A 22984-nucleotide genomic window follows, 5' to 3' on the forward strand; every position below is an offset into this window, starting at 1 on the left:
CGTGACCCCGACCTTAGGAACCCACCCCCGGCCCCCGTCCGCACCACGCCCCCGGGCCGCCCGGAATCCACCCGGGCGGCTGTCGGCGGAACGGCGGTATCCGAGTGGCGCTGTCGGAACGCTCATGCCGGAAGCCGCGCGGGTGCCGGACGCTACACGGCCAGCGCCTCGGCGACGGCCATTCCGGTTTCGCGGGCCGTCAGGTACGGGCGGACGTCGTGGGCCCGGGGGCCGTTGTGGACGAGGAGGTCGGTGATGCGGGGGCCGAAGGCCGGGGCGAGGGTCTTGGTGAGGGCCACGGCGTCGGCGCGGTCGGCGATGTTGGTCCAGCGGGTGACGGGGGCGGGCCAGCGGGGGTGCGGGGCGGGTGGGGGCAGGAGGCGGTCGAGGACCAGGCGGGGGATGGCGAGCGGGGAGCCGAGGGTGATGAGGTGCAGGTCGGGCCACTCGGGGTGGGCACAGAGGGTTTCGTAGGCGACGACGGTGCCCAGGGAGTGGGCGACGATGACCTCGGTGTCGGCGGTCACGGTGCGGGCGAGGCGGTCCTGCACGCGGGCGCGGAGGTCGGGTTCGGTGAAGTAGCGGCGGACCTGACGGGCGCTGGCGATCATGAGGCGTTCGGTGAGCCCGGCGAAGAAGGCCGAGTGGCCAAGGGCGTTCAGGGCGCGCTGCACGGCGTACGGGGTACGCAGGCGGGTGGTCGCCTCGGGGCCGGTGACCTGGGGGTCCTGCTGGGCGGCGGCGTGCCACCAGCCGAGCAGGAGGTCGGTTTCCAGGCCCTCCTCGACGTCGGACGCGTCGAGGTCGGGGACGCCGAGGCCGCGGTGGCCCGCGGGGCGGAAAAGGTCGCCGTAGAAGGCCATGGCGACCTCATGCGGATCGGGGCGGGGGCCGGAGGCGAGGGCGAGGCCGTCGCACAGGGCGGGGTACCAGTCGGCGAGGAGGGTCTCGGCGCCCTTCACCTGCTGGGCGATGCCGTGGACGAGTACGACGCGGGTCATGGGGTGGCGTTCTCCTCGCCGGTGGGGGTGGTGAGGCCGAGGACGACGGCGCCCATGTGGGTGGCGACGCACAGTTGCCCGCCGCCGACGGCCACGTCCCGGATGCTGCTGCCGATGTCGATCTCGGCCGTCCAGGAGGCGGACCGCAGGTCCCAGACACGGACCAGGCCGAAGCCGTCGGCGGCGACCAGGATCGGCGCGCCGTCGATGTCGGCGGCCTCGATCGCCGTGACGCCGGAGGGGAAGGGCTCCAGGTCGATGCCGAGGTCATGGTGGTCCGTCAGGTCCCAGAAGCGCAGCCGTCCGTCGCCCGCGCCCACGGCCAGGACGTCCCGGCCCAGGTCGAGGAAGTCCGCGCAGTACGCCCCCATGGAGTGGCCGGTGAGCGGTTCCCGGCGGGGTTCGCCGGTGCGCGGGTCCCACAGCCGGACCGTGCCGTCGAGCGAGGCGCTGGCGAGGAGGTCCGCGCCGCCCGCGCGGCCCACCCGCAGGCCCTGCACGTTCGCCGTGTGCCCGGCCATCGGCGGGCACACGGGCGTCCGGGTGCGCAGGTCCCAGGCGTGCAAGGTGTGGTCGTCGGCGGCCGACACCGCCAGGGCCCTGCCGTCCAGGGCGTACAGGGCCGTGTGCACGGCGGCGCCGGGCCGTACGGCGAGTCGCCTCCGGGGCTCCAGGCTCCAGACGTCCCCGCTCTGCCAGTCCCCGCGCACCACGACGGACACGCCGCCCACCCGGGCGGCGGTCGCGCAGGACGTGTGCACCCCGGTCGACACGATGTGGGCGGCGACCTGGCGTCCGTCGCGCGGGTCGTGGGTGCGCACCGTGCCGTCCAGCCCGCCGGTGACCACGACCGCCCTGCCGTCCGTCATCTCGACGACGTTCGCCGAGATCAGGCTGTGGTTGACGCCGCACAGCGGCTCCCCGACCGGGCGTGCGGCGGCCAGATCCCAGACGCGTACCTGACGGGGGAAGGCGGTGACCGCCACCGGGGTGCCGTCCACCACCCCGAGGGCCGGGGCCGGGGGATCGTCCCCGCCTATCCTGGTCATCCCGTTCAGCGGGGCGCCCAGGGCCGCGCCCGTGCCCAGGTCCCAGACCCGCGCGGTGTCGTCGAAGCCCATGGTCGCCACCAGGGTTCTGGCACCGGTCCGGGCCAGGGTGCCCGATACGACGAAGCCGGTGTGTCCGAGCAGCGGGCGGCCGACCGCGGTACGGGTGGTGATGTCGTGCACGTACAGCCCGTTGCCCTCGTGCGAGGACAGCACCACCGGGCGGTCCCCGTGGAACGCCACGCCCACGGCCCGCGACGACGGCGTCAGATCCTCGACGTTGAAGTACGCGGCCGGTCCGGGCCCGGCACCGGCGCCGTCCACCCGCCACACGTAGGCGTGGTCGTGTGAGGTGGCGATGGCGATCTCCAGGCCGCGGGCGGTCCCCCGGACCGCCAGGTGGCGGATTCCGCCGATGTGTCCGGCCAGCGGCGGCATCGCGGGCTCGCCGGAGGCCGCGTACCAGACCCGTACGGTGCCGTCCTCGCCGCCGCTGACCACGACCGGCTGCCCGGCCAGGGCGCCGGTGGCCACGCAGCGCACCACGTTGGTGTGGCCGGTCAGCGGCGCGCCCAGGGGTTCGCCGCGCAACGGGTCCCACAGCCGGACCGTGGTGTCGGAGCCGCCGGTGACCGCGACCGGGCGGCCGTCGATCCGGTCCAGGGCGACGGCGCGCACCTCGCCCCGGTGGCCCTCCATGGACCGCCCCACCTGGACGCGGGTGCGCAGGTCCCACAGCCGTGCCGTGCCGTCCTGGCCGCCGGTGACGGCGAGCGGACGGCCCCGTACGTCGCGGAAGGCCACCGCGGACACCTGGCCGGTGTGGCCCTCGGCGGGCTGATCGGCCGACAGGTCCCAGATGCGGGCGGTGCGGTCGTTGCTGACCGTGACGGCCAGCGGCGTGCCGCCGCCGATGAGGGCGGCCGCGGTGATGTCCGCGACGTGGCCGCGCAGCGAGTGGCCGACCTGGCGCAGGGTGCGCAGGTCCCACAGCCGGGTTTCCCACACCCCCGCGGTCAGCGCCACGGGGCGGCCGCCGAACGAGCCGATGACGGCCGAGGCGACGCCGCTGCGCTGGAAGTAGCGGTGGGCGGCGACCGGTTCGCCGAGCTGGCGGCGTTCGGCCAGGTCCCACAGGCTGAGCATGCCGGACTTGTCGCCGACCAGCGCCACCGTGCGGTCGTCCAGCCGCCCCAGGGACACGGCGGTGACCGCCTCGGCCGGGCCGATGAGGGGGCTGCCGTCGATCCGGGCATCGCCGTCGTGCAGCACCTCGCTCAGGTCCCAGACCTGCACGGTCTTGTCCTCACCGCCGGTCACCGCGACCGGTCTGCCGTCGAGTTCGCCGAGCGCCGCGTCGAGCACGGTGCGCTGGTGCACGGCCAGGTCGCGGCCGAGCGGGCGGCGGGCGGCCAGGTCCCAGATCCGCGCCGTACCGTCCTGGCTGGCCGTCAGCACGACGGGACGGCCGTCGATGGCGCCGATCTCCATGGCCTGGATGCGGTTGGTGTGCCCGGTCAGCGGCGCCCCGTACTCCTGGCCCGCCGAGAGGTCCCAGACCCGGACCGTGCCGTCGACGCCGCCGGTGAGCGCGACCGTGTAGTCCCCCAGGTCGCCGATGGCGACCGCGCTGACGGGCACCGGCAGCGGCAGCGGTTCGCCGATCTGCCGCTGGTTGGTGAGGTCCCAGATGCGGGCCGTGCCGTCCACGCCGCCAGTGACCGCTATGGGCCGGCCGTCGAGGTCCCCGGTGGCGACGCAGACGACCGCCTTGGTGTGGCCGCTCAGCAGCCGGTGCGCACCCGTGGCCGACCACCACGCCCAGCGGGCCGTCCACGGCAGGGCGACGCCGAGGCGTCCGATGGCGTCGGCGAGGTCGTCCGCCTGGCAGCGGCGGGCGGACAGCTGGAGGTCGGCCGCCCGGCCGCCGAGCGGGCGGTCGGGGGTGAGCCGGTGCGCGACCTGCTCGTACGCGGTACGAACCCGCCGCGGCCCGTCGCCGTCGATCGTGGCGAACGCCCGCAGCAGCCCGAGCGGTTCCCCGGCCAGCAGGAAACCGGGGTCCCTGATCAGCTCGGTGAGCAGGCCCGCCGCCCCGGCGTGGGTGGCCAGGTGCTGGCGTACGTAGGGGGGTGCCGCGAACCAGTCGGGCCGCCCGTCCGGCGCCGGGACGACCGACACCAGCGCCTCGACCACGGACTTCTGGATCTCGGTGGACGGCCGGTCGGCGGTCGCGCGCAGATGCTCGGCCAGCGCCTTGTGGTAGAGCCGGTACACCGAGCGGCGGTCGTCGTCGATGACCTCCGCGACGTACGCCTCGGCGACGTCCAGCAGCCAGGAGACGTCCTCCTCGGTGCAGTCGGTGCCGGACAGCAGCGAGCTGAGCGTCGTCCACACCTGGCCGCGCGGCAGCCCCTTGCCCTCGGAGAAGGCCAGCGGTAGCAGCATCCGGCGCACCCGCGGCTCGTCCGGGCCGAACCGGGCCAGATAGTCGTCGAACGCCTCGCCGACCTCGCTGGGCAGCCGGTCCGCCCAGCCGGGGTGGTCCACGTCGACCGCGGCGCGGTCGGAGCGCAGGGTGCGGGCGGTGGTGCGGGCGTAGAGGTAGACGCCCGCGGCCTTCCGCGCGACGCCCCGGGCGACGGTCGCCGCGAGGGCGGGCCGGTCCCGGTAGGGCGTACGGACCTCCGGCTCCTCCACGGCGAGGAGCACCTTGGCGACGTACCCGGCGACGTCCGCCTCCTCCGCCCGGTAGCCGGGACGGTCCAGGTCGAGGCAGGTGAAGGTGGAGCCGAGCGGCTGCACCAGCTCGTGGCGGGTGCCCACCAGGAGCCGTACGCCCTGGATCTCGGACATGGGACGCAGCAGTTCGCGGGTGATGCGGCGCGGCTCGCCGTGGCCGCCCGCGTCGGCGGCGGTGTCGGACCCCGCCTCGTCCACCGCGTCCACGACGACCACGACCGGCGGGCCCTGGCGGCCGCGCCGGGTCAGCTCCTGGAGCAGCGCGGCCGTGCCGTCGGCCCGGGTGCCGAGCGCGGTCGCGATGCGCTCGACGACCTCCTCCAGCCGCTTGTGGCGCGCGTGCACCGCGGCCGTGACGCAGCCCTCGGGCACCAGCGTCGCCGGGTCGACGCCCTCCGGGTCGAACTTCGCGCGGTACGCGGGGTCCGAGGGCGCCACGATCCGGCCGAGGACCGCCGACTTGCCGCAGCCGGGGCTTCCGGTGACGACCCGGCCCTTGCCATCGCCGTGCTCGGCGGTCAGCCAGGCGACGAGTTCGGTCAGCACCCGCTCCCGGCCGCTGAAGTACAGGCCCTGCTCGGACTCGAACTCCACGCCGCGGGCGCGGGGGCCGAAGTGCTCGGTGAGGTCGCGCTCGGCGACCCGGCGCTGCACTTCGAGGTCGGTGCCGAGGGGCGGCAGCTCCTCGCGGTAACCGGCGTTGGGCAGGAACGGCGCCAGGCCCGTGACCAGACCGCTGGCCAGCTCGGCGCGCTGGCCGCGGCCGGCGGCGTCGAAGCACTCGTTGACCGCCTTCACCAGCTCGGTGAGGTCCAGGTACTGCTGCCGCTGCCCAGTGCGCTCCGTGGTGATCTCCACGGACGACCCGAGCGCCGCCACGAACGCACCGTCCTCGGCGACGTCCTTGCGGCGGGCCGACGCCAGGAACCACAGCCCGGTCGAGGTCGCTCCGCCACCGTGCCGGTACGCGATCGACTGGAGCGCCAGCCCGGCGGCGTCCGCGCTCCCCGCGCCGCCACCGCAGGTGTCCAGCACGACCAGCAGATGGCGCAGCTCGCCCCGGCACAGGATGCGCACCAGGTCCTCGGTGGCCAGGGCGGTGGTGGCCGGGTCGTCGTCCTGCGAGTCCCAGCACAGCAGGTAGTGCCGGTCCCGGTCGTGGACGAGGCCGTGCCCGGCGAAGTACACGACCACCACATCGTCCGGGGTGAGCCGGGTGTCGGCCGACCAGTGGCGCAGCTTCTGCCGGATCTGCTCGGCGCCGTCGTAATCGCCGAGCCCCGGCAGGACGGCCTGGTAGCCGAACCCCTCGAAGAGCCCGGTCATCGCGGCGACGTCCCCGGGCACTTGGGGCAGCTGCTCCTCCTCCGGCAGATGGCAGTACCGCCCGCTGCCCAGCGCTATGAAGAATCGCCGCCCCACCTGGAGCCCCACCGCCGCTTCCCCCACTGCCGTGCGTCCCGCCGTGCGCCGCGAGAACCGTAACCGGATGATCGCAACCCGTGTCGGGAAGCGCAACGGGGCGGTGAGGGGCGGCGCATGGGCCAGGGGGTGGCTAGTCGATGACCAGCCCCTTGGCCTTCAGGACCGGTTCGAGGCCGCAGACCTCGATCACGCTCTTGCCGGAGCGGTAGGCGGCGATGAAGGCGTCCTCGGCCTCGACGCGCTCCTGGCACTTGGCGATGACGTCCGCCAGGTCCTCGTGGCGGACCACCACGACGCCGTCGGCGTCGGCGCGGACCACGTCGCCGGGGCGGATGATCTCGCCGCCGATCAGGACGGGTTCGGCCATGGGGCCGACGGTTTCCTTGACCGTGCCCTTCATGCAGACGCTGTAGGAGAAGACGGGGAAGCCGAGTTCGCGCAGTTCGCGGGTGTCGCGGACGCCGGTGTCGGTGACCAGGCCGCCGAGGCCCTTGGCGACGCAGGCGTTGGCCAGGACGTCGCCGAAGGAGCCCGCCTCGGCGTACTCGCCCGCGGAGACCGTGATGACGTCGCCGGGGCGGGCGTGGGCGATGGCGACCTGGAGCATGATGTTGTCGCGGGGCGCGCAGACCACGGGGAAGGCGGGGCCGCACAGGGACATCGCGGGGTCGACCGGCTTGATGGTCGAGTCGAGGGCGCCGAGGCGGCCCTGGGCTTCGTGGATGGTGGCGGCGGAGTAGCCGCTCAGCTGCTTCACCAGGTCCGGATCGGGCCGGTCGAAGGCGGTGTTGACGCGGATCATGCGGCGGTGGCTCCTTCGGGAGAGGTCAGGAGAGGTCGGCGCGGGCGCGGGCGATGGCCTCGCAGGCCGCGGTGAGGACGTCGTTGGAGGTGGCGAAGGAGATGCGGAAGTAGCCCGGGGAGCCGTACGCGGCGCCGTGGATCACCGCGACCGACTGTGACTCCAGCAGATGGGCGGCGACGTCCTCGTCGGTGCGGACCTCCTGGCCGGAGGGGGTGCGGGTGCCGAGGACGCCGGTGCAGTTGACGAAGGCGTAGAAGCCGCCGTCCGGCGGGGTGCAGGACAGCCCGGGGATGTCGTTGATCAGCTTGACGACGGTGTCGCGGCGGCTGCGGTAGACGGCGACGCTGTCGCGGACGAACCCCTGGTCGCCGCTGAGCGCGGCGGTGGCGGCGGCCTGGCTGATGGAGGAGGGGCAGGAGGAGATCTGGGACTGGAGGGTGTTGATGGCCCGGATCAGCTCGGCGTTGCCCGCGCCGTAGCCGATGCGCCAGCCGGTCATCGCGTACGTCTTGGAGACGCCGTTGGTGGAGAAGACCCGGTCGGCCAGGCGTGGTTCGACGGCGGCGAGGCTGTGGACCTGGCCCGTCCCGAAGAAGATCTCGTCGTAGATCTCGTCGGTGAGCACGTGGACGTGCTGGTGGTCGAGCAGCACCCGGGCGAGGGCGCGCAGTTCGTCGGCCGTGTAGACGGCGCCGGTGGGGTTGCCCGGGGAGTTGAGGACGACCCAGCGGGTGCGGTCGGTGAGGGCGGAGGCCAGCCGGTCGGGGGTCAGCTTGAAGCCGTCGGCCTCCGGGCAGGGGACGACCACCGGGGTGCCGTCGTTGGCCAGCACCATGTCCGGGTACGAGACCCAGTACGGGGCCGGGATGACGACCTCGTCGCCCGCGTCCAGGGTGGCCATCAGGGCGAGGAAGATGATCTGCTTCCCGCCGCCGCCCACCGCGATCCGGCCGTCGGGGAAGTCCAGTCCGTGGCGCCGCCGGAGCCGGTCGGCGATGGCGGCCCGCAGCTGCGGGGTGCCGTTGACCGGGGTGTATTTGGTGGCGCCCTGCCGGATCGCCTCGATGGCGGCGTCCTTCACATGGCCGGGGGTGTCGAAGTCGGGTTCGCCCACGGTGAGGTCGAGGATGTTCCGGCCCTGGGCCTTCAGTTCGCGGACCCGCTGGGCGGCCGCGGTGCTGGGCGAGGGTTTGATGCGGCCGACGCGCTGTGCGGTGCCGCGCTGTGCGGTCCCGCGCTGTGCGGTGCTCATTTCAGTCGGCCCTCCGCTCGAAGTTGAGCCCGCCCGGGACCTGGAAGGTGGGCAGGATCTCCACATGACCGATGTTGACGTGGCGCGGCGAGGAGATGGCGAATTCGATGGCGTCGGCGATGTCCTCCGGCTTGAGCGATTCGTAGCCGTCGTAGAACTGGCGCTGCGCCTCTTCCATGTCGCCGAGCAGTCGCCCGAAGATTTCCGTCTCGACCCGCCCGGGGCAGATTTCGGTGACCCGGATCCTGCGCCCGTATCCGTCCACCCGCAGCTGGCGGGAGAGGGTGTGCACGGCCGATTTGGTGGCGTGGTAGATGGTGTTTCCGCCGAAGTTGTAGACGCCGGCGATGGAGCTGACGTTGACGATGTGGCCGAGGTCGCGTTCCACCATTCCCGGCATGACCAGCCGCACCAGGTGCAGCACCGCCTGGATGTTGACGGCGATCTGCTCGTCGACCGCGAACTCGTCGGCGGTGAGGATGTTTCCGGTGCGGGACACCCCGGCGTTGTTGACGAGGACGTCGACCTGGAGGTCCCGCAGTTCCGCGGTGAGCGCGGCGGTGTCGGTGATGTCGACGGCGTGCGGTGTGCAGCCGGTGCGCCGGGCGAGGTCGTCCAGCCGGTCGGCGTTGCGGGCGACGGCGTGAACCTCCAGGCCCTGCTTGGCCAGCCGCTCGACGACCACCGCGCCGATTCCGGTGGAGGCACCGGTCACCAGTGCGGTCTTGTAGTCGGAAAAGGGCATCGGGGCTTCGCTCCTCTGTCGGAAAAGGGAGTTGGGGAGGCGGGGGGAATTACGCGTCGCGCAGCGGCAGATGCGCCTTGTCCGTCACCCGGGATACGGCGATGAGCGTGCCGAGGGCGGTGACGACCGCGTAGAAGGCGGGCATGTTGACGTTTCCGGTCTGGGCGATGAGATAGGTCATCAGCAGTGGTGCGGTACCGCCGAAGAGCGCCGAGGAGATGTTGTATCCCAGCCCGTAGGCGGAATAGCGGACCCGGGTCGGGAAGAGTTCGACCAGCAGGATGTGGATGACGCCGGTGTGGCCCGCGAAGACGACGGCCATGACGCTTGCGCCGAGAATGGCCAGCGCCACGTTGCCGGTGCCGATGAGCAGGTAACAGGGAATGCCCAGGGCGGCCATGGCGATCGCGGCGCCGGAGAGGACCTTCTTCCGCCCGATCCGGTCGGACAGCCTGCCCATGAACGGAATGGCGAGGGAGATGGCCACCAGGCTGGCCGAGGTGACGAGCAGCCCCTGCACCTTGCTGAAGTGCAGCTCGGTGCTCATGAACGTGGGCATGTAGCCGAACAGCACGTAGTAGCCGGAGCCGTTCATCAGCGGGATGAACAGGGCGAGCAGCATCGCGCGACGGTGCTCGGAGGAGGTGAACGCCTCCTTGAGCGGGTTCTTCGACAGCCCGCCCGATTCCTTCAGCCGGTTGAAGTTCGGGGTGTCGCTGATGCGCTTGCGGATGTAGAGGCCCGCGACGCCCAGCGGGACGGCGAGCAGGAACGGAATGCGCCAGCCCCACGACTCCATCGCGTCCGACCCGAGGCCACTGTTCATGCCCGCGGCGACCAGCGTGCCGGTGAGCAGCGAGAGGAACGAGGCGATCTGGGCGTAGCTGGTGTAGAGGCCGCGCTTGCCCTCGGGGGCGTGCTCGGCGAGGAAGCTCATCGCGCCCGACGCCTCACCGCCGACCGAGAAGCCCTGGAGCACGCGGAGCAGGATGAGGAGGACGGGGGCCGCGATGCCGATACTCGCGTACGTCGGCAGCATGCCGATCGCCGCGGTCGCGACGCTGATCAGCAGGATGACGAAGACGAGCATCCGCTGGCGTCCGATGCGGTCGCCGAGGTGTCCGCAGATGATGCCGCCGAGGGGACGGAAGAAGAACGAGACGGCGTAGCCGAGGAAGACGAGCTGCACCTGCACCGCGTTGCTCGCGTCGGGGAAGAAGACGACACCGAGGGTGCCCGCCATGAAACCGAAGATGCCGTTGTCGTAAAGCTCGGCGAAGATGCCGACGCATCCGGCGAGGGTCACCTTCCGCGCGGTTCTGGGATCGACGACGTTGGGGGTTGGTTGGGCGGCGGCGACGGCGGTCATGATGTCTCTTTTCTGGAGCGGGGTCAGGCAGGTGGGGGCGGATCACTCACAGGGGAAGGGGACGGGACGTCACACGGGGGACGGACGTCACACGGAGGGACGGGACGTCACACAGGGGAGGGGACGGAGGGGGTGGCCGAGGGGACGGGGATGCGCAGCTCGTCGAAGACGGTGCGGACGCGGGTGGCCAGGGCGCGGACGGCATGGCGCTGGGACCGGTAGTCGGCCACCGCCTCCTCCACGGTCCGGTGCCGGAAGCGGACCGACTGACCGGGCCGGGCCTGCCCGAGCGCGGACAGACCGGTCGCGGTGACCACGGCGAGGACCGGGTATCCGGCGGTGACGCCGCGGCCGCGGTGCAGGACGAGCAGTTCGTCGCCCGCGGGCACCTCGACCGCGCCGACCGGCACACCGCGGGACAGCACCTCGCCGGTCGCCACCCGCCGCGGTACGTCGCCGCTCATCCGCAGCCCGATGTGGTTGCTGCGCGGGGTCACGGTGAACGGCGACCGGAACAGCCGCTCGGCGGTGTCGCCGAACTCGGCGAGGTCGGGGCCGTCGGTCACGTCGACCGTCCAGGACTCGGCGCAGTGCGCCACCGGGGCGTGCACCCGGAACAGCGGGATGCCGAACACCGGATGGGCGACCGGCGGGCAGGAGGTGCGCAGCGCCAGCTCGTCGCCGTCGCGCAGCGACCGTCCGAAGCCGAGGATCGTGTCGGGGGCGCAGCTGCCGAGCAGGGACGGGGTGTCCACCGAGCCGAGGACGGCGAGATAGACGCGCAGCCCCAGCCGGATGCCGCTGACGGCGATGGTCTCCCCGGCCCGTACCGGCAGCGGCTCCCACATCGGCCGCGGCACACCGCCCACGGTGACGTCGGCGGGGGCGCCGGTGACCGCGATGAGGATGTCGGTGGACGGGGTGCAGCCGAAGTCCAGGGCGGTGATCTCCACCAGCGGCGCGCCCTCGTCGTTTCCGGCCAGCACGTTGGCGACGCGGGCGGAGTGCTGGTCGAGCGCGCCGTTGACCGGCAGTCCGTAGCGGGAGTGGCCGAACCGGCCGAGGTCCTGCACGGCCGCCAGGCCCGCCCGGTGCACGGTGAGGGTGTCGGTCGCGGTGCGGGCGTCGGTCACGGTGCGGGCGTCGGTCACGGTGCGGGCGTCGGTCACGGTGCGGGCGTCGGTCACGGTGCGGGCGTCAGTCATGACACGCCGCCAGGGGTGTGCCCGCGTGCTCGTCCCACTGCTCGGGGGCGATCGGTACGAACTGGAAGGTGTCGCCGGGCCGGTACGGGGTCAGCGGCCGGGCGTCGAGGTCGAGCACCCGCAGCGGGGTGCGGCCCAGCAGCGGCCAGCCGCCGGGGGACGGCATCGGGGAGATGACGGCCTGCCGTCCGGCCACCGCGACCGACCCGGGGACGACGCTGGTACGCGGCGAGGCGAGCCGCGGCACCGGGCGCGGGAACGCCGGGCCGTCCATCATCGGGGCCGCGGCCGGGGCGCCGAAGCAGCGGACGGTGAGGGGAGCGCGCGAGTGCAGCTCCACCACCTCGGCCTCGGTGAGCCCCAGCTGCTCGGCGACGACGGGCAGGTCGGGGCCGTGCTCGCCGCCGTACACCACCGGTACGACGAAGCGCCGGGGCGCGGGACCGGGGCGCGGGCCCTCGGCGAGGCGGCCGCTCTCGTACCGCAGCAGGCGCCGGAGCGTGAGGTGGTCGGTGGTGGCGCAGTCGAACTCGACGAGCAGCGTGTCGTACGTGGGCACGATGCCGTACACCCCGCCGGGCCGGGCGGCCTCGACCGCGTCGGCCAGGGCGTGGACGGTCCGCCAGGCCCGGTCCGGCGGCAGCCCCACGGCCTTGACCACGACGGCCGAGTCGCCGCAGTCCGCGATGGTGACCTCGCCCGGGTCCGCGATGGTGACCTCGCCCGCCATGTCAGGCGCTCCCGACGGTGGCGTCGGCCTTGAGGTCCAGGACCTCGGTGAGCGGAGCGATCCGCACTCCCGCGGTGAGCAGTTCGCCGCGGATCCGGCGGGCGAGCGCGATGGCGCCGGGGGTGTCGCCGTGCAGCAGGACGGTGTCGCACGCGACCGGGAGGTCACGGCCGCCGACGGTGCGGATCACGCCCTCGGTGACCATCCGGACCGTCCGTTCGGCGATCTCCCCCGCGTCGTGGAGCACCGCCCCGGGCTCGCTCCGGGGCACCAGCGTGCCGTCGTCGCGGTACGCCCGGTCGGCGATGCCGACGATGCCGACCCGCAGGCCCAGGGCGCGGGCGGCGTCGGCGAGTTCGCCGTCCTGGGCGAGGACGATCAGGGACCGGTCGAAGGACGCCACGGCCCCGGCCACCGCCTCCGCGTAGTCGGGGCGGGTCGCGACCAGATTGCCGAGCCGCCCGTGCGGCGCGATGTGCCGTAGCCCGGTGCCGTGCGCGGTCGCGAAGGCGTGCAGCGCGCCCATCTGGTACAGCGTGTCCGTGCGGACCTCGTCCGGGGTCAGATCGATCGCGCGGCGGCCGAATCCGACGAGATCGGGAAAGCTGTGATGCGCGCCGACGGCGACACCGATTTCGGCGCAGCGGCGAACCGTCGCGTCCATGATTCTCGGATCGCCCGCATGGAATCCGCACGCGATATTGGCCGAGGTCAGCACGTCCAGCAGCGCCTCGTCGTCGCCCATGGTGTAGGCGCCGAATCCCTCGCCGAGGTCGGCCACGAGATCGACGGCATGCGTCATGACGTCCTCCGGAATAGAAGAAAGCGGCGTGTCGCTTTTCGCGAGCAGAGGGTCGCGAGAGGGATCTTCGCGAGGGGAGAAATTCGCGTTCCGGTGAACGTAATCCGCACGAGAGAAGGCGGCAAATATGCGTTGGGTGTGACGTAATCACCTCTGGTTATGACCTGGACCACACTCGCCGTCTGCGGCGTCCGGTGCGGCGCCTACCATGAGGGCCCGCCCAGCCCGGAGGACCGCCCATGGACACCAGGCGTCTGTACTCGTTCGTGAAGATCGTCGACGCCGGGAGCATCACGCGCGCGGCCGACATCCTGCACATCGCGCAGCCCGCCCTCAGCCAGCAGCTCTCCATGCTGGAGTCCCACTTCAAACAGCAGCTGCTGATCCGCAGCAAGCGCGGAGTGGCACCGACCGAGGCGGGCCGGGCGCTGTACCGGCACGCCCAGCTCATCCTGCGTCAGGTCGAGCTGGCGCAGGCCGCCGTCGACGTGTCCGGGCGGGCGCCCGCGGGCAGCGTCTCGGTGGGCCTGGCCCCGTACAGCATGGGCGCGGCGCTCGCGCTGCCACTGCTCACCAGCGTGCGCGAGCGCTACCCCGACATCGTGCTGCACATCAACGAGAACTTCGGCGGGGTGATCAGCGAGGCGATCATGACCGGCCGGATGGACATGGCGTTCATCTACGGGGCGGGGCCGCTGCGGGGCGTGCAGTTCGAACCGCTGCGCACCGAGGACCTGTTCCTGATCGCGGCGCCGGGCAGGACGACGGAGCCGGGCGGGGGCGCGGACGTCCCGCTGGAGGAGCTGGCGGACGTGGAGCTGCTGCTGCCCAGCCGCATCCACACCATCCGTCAGGTCGTGGACGCCGCGTTCCAGCAGGCGTCACTCCAGCCGCGGGTGATCGGCGAGATCGAGTCCGTCCTGACGCTGGTCAGCGCGGTCGGCGCGGACCTGGGGGCGACGGTGCTGCCGTGGTCGGCGGCGCGCGCGATCCTCGACGTGCAGAACCTGGTGGTGCGCCGGATCGTGAACCCGACCATCCCGGTCAAGCTCTCGTTGTGTACGTCCGACCATCAGCCGCTGTCGGAGCCCGCCCATGCCGTGCACGATCTTTTCCATGAATTGATCGCCGACTTCGGCTGAAGGTCGGCCAGACGTCCGCCAGAGGTCCGCGTCTCAGACGCCCGTGGTGTCGGCGGCCGCGTCGACCGCCGAGGATGCCACCCGGCCCGAGGCGGGCTTGCGCAGCAGCAGGAGCGCCGCGTCGTCGTGCAGCCGCCCGCCCACGTGCGCCAGCAGTTCGTCGTGCAGCCCGGCCAGGGTCCGGGACGGCTCGTCGGACACGTGCCCGGGCACCCGCTCGGCCAGCGGGAAGTACGCCCGGCCGTGGTCGCGCGCCTCGATGACCCCGTCGGTGTACAGCAGCATCTGGTCGCCGTCGGCGAACGGCACCACCTCCAGGCTCGGCGCCTCCCCGCCCAGCGAGGCCAGACCCAGCGGCGGCGCCGGGCGCAGCGGCTCGACGGGCACGACCGCACCGGCCGGGCCGATCAGCAGCGGCGGCGCGTGGCCGCAGTTGACGATCTCCATGCGCCCGTCGGCGGGGCATCCGGCGACAACGGCGGTGACGAAGTCGTCGGGGGCGAGGTTGCGGGCGAGGCTGCGCTCGATGCGGCCGACGACGTCCAGCAGATCCGGTTCGTCGTACGCGGCCTCCCGGAACACGCCGAGCACCAGCGCGGCGGTGGACACGGCGGGCAGTCCCTTGCCGCGGACATCGCCGACGATCAGCCGGACCCCGTACGGGGTGGACACCAGCGCGTACAGGTCGCCGCCCACCCGGGCCTCCGCCGCGGCGGCGCTGTAGCGGACCGCGACCTGGAACTGGCCGACCCTCGCGGGCACCGGCCGGAGCAGCGCGTTCTGCGCGGCCTCGGCGACCGAGCGGACCGCGGCCAGCACCCGTTCCCGGCGCCCGCGCAACACGCTGGCCAGGCAGCTCGCCAGGGTCACCGCGATGAGCGTCGACAGCACGACCGCCTGCCCGTGGACCGGCGCGGCCTGCCAGGCGCCGAGCGCCGCGCCCAGCGCGACGGCGAGGAACCCGATCCGCAGCACCGCCCACGGGCGGCACGCGGCGGCGGCCAGCGCGGGGCCGACGGCGAGCAGCGGCAGCCAGCTCGTCCCGTCTCCGGTGACGAAGGCGATGGCCGCGACCGCGCCCAGGATGAGTACGGGCACTCCGGCCGCGAACGGTGCGGGGGGATAGGGCTGGTCCAGATGGGTGCGGGCCTGGATCATGTCCGGGTCGACTGCTCTCTCTCGCTCGCCGGGTTCACTCGAATACGGCGTGATGTCCGTTTCATCCAGAGAACCAGCGCTTCGCGGCGAGCGACAAGGGCCGGAATTTCAGATAGTGAGCGAAAGGCTCCTGGTCACGCGGTCGGCCGTCGGCAACAGCCGCTCGCGTATCTCCTCCAGCCGCGCGGCCCGGTCCGCCCGACCGGCCTGACCGGCCAGACCCGCCCGGCCGGCCTGGAGCGACACCCCGAGCGACCCGAGCCGGTCCCCGCTGTACACGGGCACCGCGAAGCAGACCGTGCCCAGCGCGTACTCCTCCAGGTCGGTGACCGGCTGGTCGGCGGCCGAGGCGTCCAGCCGCCGCAGCAGCTCGGCGGGGCGGGTGACGGTGCGGGGCGTGAGGTCGGCGAGCGGATGCCGGGACAGATAGTCGCTGCGGGCCTCGTCGCCCAGCTCCCGCAGCACGCACTTGCCGAGCGCGGTGGCGTGCCCGGCGTCCTCGAACCCCACCCACAGATCCACCCGGGGCGCCCGGGGGCTGTCGACGATCTCCGCGACCCGGATCTCGCCGTCCTCGTAGAAGGTCAGATACGCGGCCGCCGACAGCTCGTCCCGCAGCCCGGCCAGCGCCGGCCGCACCCGGTTGAGCAGCGCCTGCCCGCGGCTGCCGACCTGGAGCGTGTGCAGCTTGTCGCCGACGACGAAACCGCCGTCCGGCAGCCGGTGCACATAGCCGTCGTGGACCAGGGTCCGCAGCAGGTGGTACGTGGTGGCGAGCGGCAACCCCACCTCCCGAGCCAGCTGTTTCGCCGGCGCACCGCCCTCATGTGCGCCCACGGCCTCCATCAGGCGGAAGGCTCGCTGCACGGAAGTGATGAGCGTAGGGCCTCCTGGAGTACCCATATGACCAGCTTGCGCCCGGTACGGCGGCCGGGCAAGGGCGTATCTGCGGCCGGGACGCGCGAGGGCGTCGGCCGACCCGGATAGTCGGCCGACGCCCTCGGTCCGGAGCGAAGGCGGTCAGCCGGGGCTGATGCGGCCCCGCCAGCCCCCCTCTTCCTGGCCCCGGTGCTCGATGAAGTCCTTGAACCGGTGCAGATCGCCCTTGATCCGGCGGTCGAGCGTCCCGGTCATGTCCGCGGCCTTCTCCGCCATTCCGGTCGGCTCGAAGACCATGGCCAGATTGACCTCGGTGTGGGTGGCATCCAGGGACCGGAAGGTCACCAGGCCCTGCTGCTGCACGTCGCCCGAGGTCGTACGCCAGGCGATGCGCTCGTCGGGGAGCTGATCGACGATCTCGGTGTCGAATTCGCGGTGCACACCGGCGATGGAAGTCGACCAGTGGTTGTGACGGTCGTCCACCTGGGTCACCTGGTCCACGCCTTCCATGAACCGCGGGAACTCGGTGAACTGCGTCCACTGGTTGTAGGCCGTGTGCAGCGGAACCTCAACCTCGACGGTCTCCCGCACGGTGCTCATCGGTGACTCCTTTCGACGCTGTCACCGCACCGGGTAACCGTGCCCGCGCACGTAAAACGTCAGCGCAGGGGATGCAGCGCGGCCAGTTCGGCGGGGGCGGTGCCGGTCGCGATGGCGTCGGCCAGCAGCCGACCGGTGAGGGGGCCGAGGGCCACGCCCCACATGCCGTGGCCGCCGTTCACGTACACCCGCGGCGAGGCGGTCGGACCGACCAGCGGCAGCCCGTCGGCGGTGCACGGGCGCGAGCCGACCCACTCGTCCGTACGGGCGTCCCAGTCGACGTCCCGCAGCAGCGGACGGGCCGCGGCGATGATCGCCTGGATGCGGCGCGGATCGACGGGCCGCTCCGGGGGCGCCAGCTCCATCATCCCGGCGACCCGCACCCGGCCGTCGCCCAGCGGGGTGCACACCACCTTCTGCGCGGCCAGATACGTCGGGCGCGCCGGTGCGCCCGCGGCGGGCACGCTGAAGCTGTACCCGCGCCCCGACTGGACGGGCACCCGCACCCCGAACGGGCGGACCAGCCGGTTCAGCCAGGTCCCGGTGGAGACGACGGCGACGTCCGCGCGCAGATCGCCCTGCGACGTGCCGACCGCGACCCCCGTGCCCAGGTCGCGGATGCCGGATACTTCGGCCCGCTCCACGACCTTCCCCCCGCGCTCCCGCACCGCGTCCGCCAGCGCCCGCACGAAGTTCCCGGGGTTCAGCCGCCGCTGCCCGTGCAGCGCGATGCCCGCGCCGACCGCGTCGCTGAGCACCGGCTCCAGGGAGCGCGCACGGTCGCCGTCGATGGCCTCGTACGGAATCTCGTACCCCGCCGCCCGCGCGTGCTCCAGCTCCTCCACCATCCCCGCCCGCTCGGCCGCCGTACCGAACGCGAGCAGCATCGGGTCCACCGGGACGGTCGGCTCCTCGACACCGCCCGCCGCGAGATCGTCGTACGCGGCGAGCGCGTGCCGGTTCAGCGCGGCGAACGTGGTGGCCAGCACCCGCCAGCGGCGCGGGGTGCAGTGCCGGGTGAACGACAGCAGGAAGCGCGCCAACCGCGGATCGGCCCGCGGCGGGATGTAGACGGGCGAGGTCGGCGTGACCAGACTGCGCACCCCGTACCGCAGCGCGGCGGGCTCGGGCAACGGCATGGCGAGCGCCGGCGTCAGCCACCCCGCGTTCCCCCACGAGGCCCCGGCCGCCGGTCGCCGCCGCTCGGCCACCGTGACCTCGACACCCCGGCCCTGTAGGGCCCACGCGGTGGCGAGCCCGACGATTCCGGCACCGACGACGACGGCGCTGCGTGGTGTGGACACGGTGGCGTTCCCCTTCCCCTGGCTTCCCCTGGATTCCCCGGTGTTGCGTGCTGCGTACGCATCATGGGCGGGCGGGGGCGCGCGCCGCACTGTCCTGGGGACCGATTGCACGGGGGCGGGTGTTGTCGCACGGCACAAGCCCGCGACGCGGGCCCGGCGTCGCCTACGGGAGGCGCAGCGCTCGTAGGCGCAGGCGCAGCTGGATCTCGAACTTGGCGGCCGGGTCGGCGAGGTCGAGGCCCGCGATCTCGTGTGCGCGCCGCAGGCGGTAGCGCAGCGTGTTGGGGTGGATGTGCAGCTGGCGGGCGGCCAGCCGGGCGTCCTCGCCGGCGGCGAGGTAGCGGGCCAGGCTGTCGAGCAGTTCCGTGCCGCGCTCGCGGTCGTAACGCTCCAGCTCGGCGATCGCGCCCAGCGGGTCGTGCCCGGACTCGTCGGCCAGGTCGACCGTCTGCATGAGCAGCGCGTCCAGGTGGACATCGCGGATGTGGGCGGCCGCGCCGCCCGAGCCGCCCAGCCGGGTGAGGAGGCGGACGACCAGGTCGGCGTCGGCCCGGGAGCGGTCCAGCGCGTCGGGGCCGGGGACGGTACGGCCCACCCCGGCCACCAGCCCGGACCGGTCCTGGAGTTCGCGGACGACGCGCGCCAGCCGCTGTTCGTCGCGCACCGGCAGCACGGCGTAGCCCGCGCCGTCGGCCTCCGCGTGGACACCGCCGTGCGCCGCCCCGGCCGGTCCGGCGAACCCCGCGAACCCCGCGAGCCCGTCGAGCCCGGCGAGCGCACGCCGCAGCGGCTCGCCGGACGCGGCCGGGGTCACCGGCCGCAGCGCGACGACGGCCAGCGGGCCGGGCGCCAGCGGCAGTTCGGCGGCGGCCTCGACCGCCCCCGCCCCGCCGGCCAGCAGGGCGCGTACGGCCGCGGCCCGCCGCGCCTCCTCCCCGCGCCGCCGCGCGATCTGCCGGGCCAGCACCGGAGCCGCCAGCGCGGCCGCCTCCACCAGGGCCGCCCGCTGCTCCCGGGAGGGCGCGGTCGGCACGATCGCCCAGATGGAACCCACGGACAGGTCGTCCACCCGGATCGGCATGATCGCCCGCGGCAGCACATCGGGCGCCCCGGACGCCCGGAAGTCCGCGTAGAGCGGGACGGACGAGCCCGCCAGCCGCACATCCAGCCGGTCGTTGCGCAGCAGCGGCCGGTACCGGTCGGGCACCCGGCGGCTGAGGATGGTCGCGACACGGGCGTCGTCCGAGTACTCCTGGCCGGGCGAGTAGGTGATCAACTCGGAAGCGTCGTCCTCGATGGTGACCGGCGCGCCGACGAGCCCGGCGATGCTGTTGGCCAGGGCGAGGAGGCCGTCCGGGGAGTCGTCGTACATGGCTCCTCCGCTCATGAGCGCGCCGACGGTTCCGGGGGCCACTACCCGGACCGGGCCGTATCGATGCGCTGAGGCGGGGATTGTCCATGGACGTGCCGTTACGCGCCCCGCTACCCGATCGCCCCGGTCGACTCCGGGCGGCGCCGCCCGTATCCGGTGGCCTGCTCGAAGGCGTGGCCGATCTGGAGGACGGCGAAGTCCGCCCGGTGCGGTCCGACGATCTGGAGACCCACCGGCAGCCCGGCGGGCGTGAACCCGGCCGGGACGGACAGGGCGGGGCTGCCCGTCGACGTGACCAGGTACGCGGAACGCATCCACTCCAGGTAGTCCCCCATCGCCACCCCCGCCACCTCGGTCGGGTACTCGATGCCGATGTCGAACGGCGGCACCTGGCTGACCGGGAGCAGCAGCACGTCGTAGCGCTCGAAGAAGGCGCGGACGCGGTGGAAGAGCGCGGTGTGCAGCACCTCGGCGCGGGCCACCTCGGGCCCGGTGAGGCGGCGCCCCGCCTCCGCGTTCTCCCGGATCGTCCGCTTCAGGCCCTCCGGGTGACGGTCCATGAGCGGGCCGAACGCGACCTCGAACAGCGCGGCCCGCTGCGTACGGAACACCTCCTCGCCCTCCGACAGGTCCGGGCACGCCCGCTCCACCACGCACCCGAGGTCCTCGAAGACCCCCGCCGACGCCTCCACGACCGCCGCCACCTCCGGCTCCACCGGCACCAGCCCGCCCAGGTCCGGCGACCAGGCCACCCGCAGCCCGGTCAGATCCCGGTCCAGCGGCCGGGCGAACCGGGCGCCCGGCTCCTCCAGCGCGATCGGCGACCGGGGGTCGGGGCCCGCCATCGCGGACAGCAGCAGGGCGGTGTCCGCGACCGTACGGGCCATCGGGCCCTTGACCGAGAGCGTGGTCCACGCGTTCGCCGCGGGCCAGGTCGGGACGCGCCCGGGCGACGGGCGCAGCCCCACCACGTTGTTGAACGAGGCCGGGTTGCGCAGCGACCCGCCGGTGTCGCTGCCGTCCGCGATCGGGACCATGCCGCTGGCGAGCGCGGCGGCCGCACCCCCGCTGCTGCCGCCCGCGCTGCGGTCGAGTGCGTACGGGTTGTGGGTGGCGCCGAAGATCGGGTTGAAGGTGTGCGAACCGGCGGCGAACTCGGGCACGTTCGTCTTGCCCAGGGTGATCGCCCCGGCGTCCCGGATGCGCTCGATGATCAGGTCGTCCTGGTCCGGTACGCCGTCGACCAGCGGCGAACCGTGGCTGGTGCGGATGCCCGCGGTGTTGTGGGTGTCCTTGTGCGCGATGGGCAGCCCGTGCAGCACCCCCACCCCGTCCGCCCCCGCCGCCACGATCCGCTCGTCGGCCGCGGCGGCGGCGTCGAGCGCGCGGTCCGCGACGAGGGTGACGATCGCGTTGACGTCGGGGTTGACCCGCTCGATCCGCTCAAGATGCGCCCGCACCACCTCCCGCGCCGACAGCTCACGCCCCCGCAACAGGGCGCTCAGCTCGCGCGCGGTCTTGTAGCACAGCTCGTCGTCGTGGTCCGTCACGGTGGCTCGCTCTCGTAGCTCGTCGGATTGTCCCCACCCCACTCCTCCCCCACGGTGAGCGGTTATCCGCGGGGGAATTCGTCGGCCCGCCGCGCGGCGGTGGCTGCGGGAGTGCGCGGGGCGGAGGCCCGGTCAGGGGCGGGAGCGGACCGGGAAGGGGCGGGGCGGGGGAACAGCAACTGCACCAGCAGCGCCACCGCCACGTTCACCCCCAGCCCCACCAGCCCGGCGTTCACGTGCCGCACATCCACCTCGGCCAGCGTCAGCCACGTCACCACGGCCTCGCCCGCCGCCAGCCCCGCCAGGGCGGCCCGTGCCGTGAGGAGGCGGCGTCGGCCGAGGACGGCGAGCAGGCCGGGGACGAGCTGGATGAAGCCGCTCACCGTGAGCAGTTGCAGGTCGGCCAGGAGGCCGGGGCGCAGGATGCCGAGGGTGAGGGCCAGGCCGATGGCCAGGACGACGACGCTGTGGTTGACCCGCATGCGGGCCGACTCCCGGCCCGGGGGCAGCAGGTTCTGGGCGACCAGGGTGGAGATGCCGATGCACATCGCCCCGGCCGGAACCATCGCCGAGGCCGCCGCGGCGACCACGACGAGCCCGGTGGCCCAGTCCGGCAGGGCGCCCTGGGCGAGGGTGAGCAGCACCCCGTCGCCGTCGCCGTCGACCCGCGCGACCACCCCCGTGAGCCCGATCATGATCGGGATCATCAGCGCGACCTGGTACAGCGGCATGAAGATGTTGTTCGTACGGATCGCCCGCGGCCCGCCCGCGGCCATCAGCGGCGGCCAGTGGTGCGGCGTCGCCATCATCCCGCCCGCGATCGCCGAGACCAGCACGCTGGTGGTCCACCACACCTGGTCCTGCGCCCCGCCGTGCACGGTCAGCATCTGCGGCTGCACCTCGTGGACCCGCCGGAACACCTCGCCCACGCCGCCGCCGACGTAGTGCAGCGGGACGACGACGGCGAGCACCGCCATGACGCCGACCGTCAGGACGTCCTTGAAGTAGGCGCTGTTCTTCAGCCCGCGGATGCCGGACCACAGCACGAAGGCGGCCGTCAGCACCGAGGCCAGCACCATGCTCAGCCGCCCCGACGCCGTACTTCCGGTCACCAGCCCGACGACCATGCCGAGCCCGGTGAGCTGGAGCTGGATGTAGGGGAGCAGGAAGATCAGCCCGATGACCGCGACGACCTTGCCGAACAGCGGGCTGCGGTAGCGGTCGGTGAAGTAGTCGGCCTGGGTGAGGTAGCCGCGTTCCTTGCCCAGCCGCCACAGCCTCGGCTGGACGAAGTAGAGCAGCAGGAAGGCGAGGGCCAGGTAGACGACGGCGTACGTGGCGGCGTTGCCGCCGGTGAACGCGACCCCCGCGACCCCGAGGAAGCTGAAGGTGGTGAACACCTCGCCCGCCTGGAGGAACCACATGGCGGCGGTGCCGAAGTTGCGCCGTCCGACGGCCCATTCGGCGAGGTCGGTGGAGCGCCCGGTCCGGCCGAGGAAGCCGCAGAGGGCGAGGGCGCACATGCCCAGCAGCGATACGGCGAGGACGACGCTCACTGTCCCTCACCCGCCGCCGCACCCGCCGCCACGCGCTCACCGTGCCGGAACAGCCCCCACTCGACGGCGGCCAGCGCCGGGGTGAGCGTGAGCACCCAGCCGCCGACCCAGACGTACAGCGAGGGCATGCCGAACCACAGCCGCTCGGCGTTGACGAACGGCAGCCACACCGAGGCGAGCAGGGCCAGCGCCGGGACCACGGGGAGAAGGACGAGCAGTTTGCGCCGCGACACGGTACCTCCAGGGCGCGAGGGGACTGCGCGGCATTCAACAGACCCGCCCCCGCGTCCGGCATCGT

Annotated in this window: 18 protein-coding genes; 1 reads left to right on the plus strand and 17 read right to left on the minus strand. The window is 73.3% G+C overall.

The features are described from left to right. Positions 1-152: 152 nt before the first annotated feature. From HYQ63_RS20830 to HYQ63_RS20870, 9 genes are all read right to left on the minus strand, one after another. Entirely contained in the window at positions 153-1001 is an 849-nt protein-coding gene (locus tag HYQ63_RS20830) for a hypothetical protein (protein ID WP_179935316.1), read from the minus strand. After that, positions 998-6226: a caspase family protein gene (locus HYQ63_RS20835; RefSeq protein WP_257231993.1), complete on the minus strand. Its 5229-nt coding sequence runs from the start codon at positions 6224-6226 to the stop codon at positions 998-1000. The genes HYQ63_RS20830 and HYQ63_RS20835 overlap by 4 nt, the downstream gene beginning before the upstream one ends. A 121-nt stretch (positions 6227-6347) precedes the next feature. Continuing rightward, entirely contained in the window at positions 6348-7019 is a 672-nt protein-coding gene (locus HYQ63_RS20840; RefSeq protein WP_179935318.1) for a 4-carboxy-4-hydroxy-2-oxoadipate aldolase/oxaloacetate decarboxylase, read from the minus strand. Between the two features lie 25 nt (positions 7020-7044). Then, positions 7045-8274, minus strand: a complete 1230-nt coding sequence (locus tag HYQ63_RS20845) for an aspartate transaminase (protein WP_179935319.1) — start codon at positions 8272-8274, stop codon at positions 7045-7047. Position 8275: 1 nt separating this feature from the next. Then, positions 8276-9019: an SDR family oxidoreductase gene (locus HYQ63_RS20850; protein WP_179935320.1), complete on the minus strand. Its 744-nt coding sequence runs from the start codon at positions 9017-9019 to the stop codon at positions 8276-8278. A gap of 49 nt (positions 9020-9068) precedes the next feature. Beyond that, positions 9069-10388, minus strand: coding sequence for an MFS transporter (locus tag HYQ63_RS20855; RefSeq protein ID WP_179935321.1), 1320 nt, complete (start codon positions 10386-10388; stop codon positions 9069-9071). A gap of 107 nt (positions 10389-10495) precedes the next feature. After that, positions 10496-11593 (minus strand): biotin-dependent carboxyltransferase family protein, encoded by a 1098-nt coding sequence (locus HYQ63_RS20860; protein ID WP_179935322.1) that lies wholly within the window; start codon positions 11591-11593, stop codon positions 10496-10498. Next, the gene (locus HYQ63_RS20865) at positions 11586-12323 is read right to left on the minus strand and encodes an allophanate hydrolase subunit 1 (RefSeq protein ID WP_179935323.1); all 738 of its coding nucleotides are present in this window, start codon (positions 12321-12323) and stop codon (positions 11586-11588) included. The genes HYQ63_RS20860 and HYQ63_RS20865 overlap by 8 nt, the downstream gene beginning before the upstream one ends. A gap of 1 nt (position 12324) precedes the next feature. Next, the gene (locus tag HYQ63_RS20870) at positions 12325-13125 is read right to left on the minus strand and encodes a LamB/YcsF family protein (protein WP_179935324.1); all 801 of its coding nucleotides are present in this window, start codon (positions 13123-13125) and stop codon (positions 12325-12327) included. Positions 13126-13364: 239 nt separating this feature from the next. Here HYQ63_RS20870 and nac point away from each other — a divergent pair, with 239 nt between their 5' ends. Continuing rightward, on the plus strand, positions 13365-14267 hold the full coding sequence (gene nac, locus HYQ63_RS20875; RefSeq protein WP_179935325.1) for a nitrogen assimilation transcriptional regulator NAC: 903 nt from the start codon (positions 13365-13367) through the stop codon (positions 14265-14267). A 33-nt stretch (positions 14268-14300) separates the two neighbouring features. On the opposite strand, the gene HYQ63_RS20880 is transcribed toward nac, so the two are convergent. The 8 genes from HYQ63_RS20880 to HYQ63_RS20915 all read right to left on the minus strand — a co-directional run bounded on the left by HYQ63_RS20880 (position 14301) and on the right by HYQ63_RS20915 (position 22919). Continuing rightward, entirely contained in the window at positions 14301-15425 is a 1125-nt protein-coding gene (locus HYQ63_RS20880) for a PP2C family protein-serine/threonine phosphatase (protein ID WP_179935326.1), read from the minus strand. Between the two features lie 108 nt (positions 15426-15533). Then, positions 15534-16328 (minus strand): IclR family transcriptional regulator, encoded by a 795-nt coding sequence (locus HYQ63_RS20885; RefSeq protein ID WP_179935327.1) that lies wholly within the window; start codon positions 16326-16328, stop codon positions 15534-15536. 117 nt (positions 16329-16445) lie between these two features. Further along, on the minus strand, positions 16446-16904 hold the full coding sequence (locus HYQ63_RS20890) for an SRPBCC family protein (protein WP_123099092.1): 459 nt from the start codon (positions 16902-16904) through the stop codon (positions 16446-16448). A gap of 59 nt (positions 16905-16963) precedes the next feature. After that, positions 16964-18208, minus strand: coding sequence for an FAD-binding oxidoreductase (locus HYQ63_RS20895; protein ID WP_179935328.1), 1245 nt, complete (start codon positions 18206-18208; stop codon positions 16964-16966). A gap of 163 nt (positions 18209-18371) precedes the next feature. Continuing rightward, positions 18372-19580 carry a CdaR family transcriptional regulator gene (locus HYQ63_RS20900; RefSeq protein WP_179935329.1) on the minus strand — a complete coding sequence of 403 codons (1209 nt, stop codon included), beginning with the start codon at positions 19578-19580 and terminating at the stop codon, positions 18372-18374. A 110-nt stretch (positions 19581-19690) separates the two neighbouring features. Further along, positions 19691-21130, minus strand: coding sequence for an amidase (locus tag HYQ63_RS20905; protein WP_179935330.1), 1440 nt, complete (start codon positions 21128-21130; stop codon positions 19691-19693). A 62-nt stretch (positions 21131-21192) separates the two neighbouring features. Next, a complete protein-coding gene (locus HYQ63_RS20910) occupies positions 21193-22686 on the minus strand; it encodes a sodium:solute symporter (protein WP_179935331.1) in 1494 nt (497 codons plus the stop codon). Further along, positions 22683-22919, minus strand: coding sequence for a hypothetical protein (locus HYQ63_RS20915; RefSeq protein ID WP_179935332.1), 237 nt, complete (start codon positions 22917-22919; stop codon positions 22683-22685). Before HYQ63_RS20915 ends, HYQ63_RS20910 begins: the two co-directional genes overlap by 4 nt. Positions 22920-22984 lie beyond the last annotated feature (65 nt).

Source organism: Streptomyces sp. Rer75 (assembly GCF_013414305.1).
Classification (GTDB): Bacteria; Actinomycetota; Actinomycetes; order Streptomycetales; family Streptomycetaceae; genus Streptomyces; species Streptomyces himastatinicus.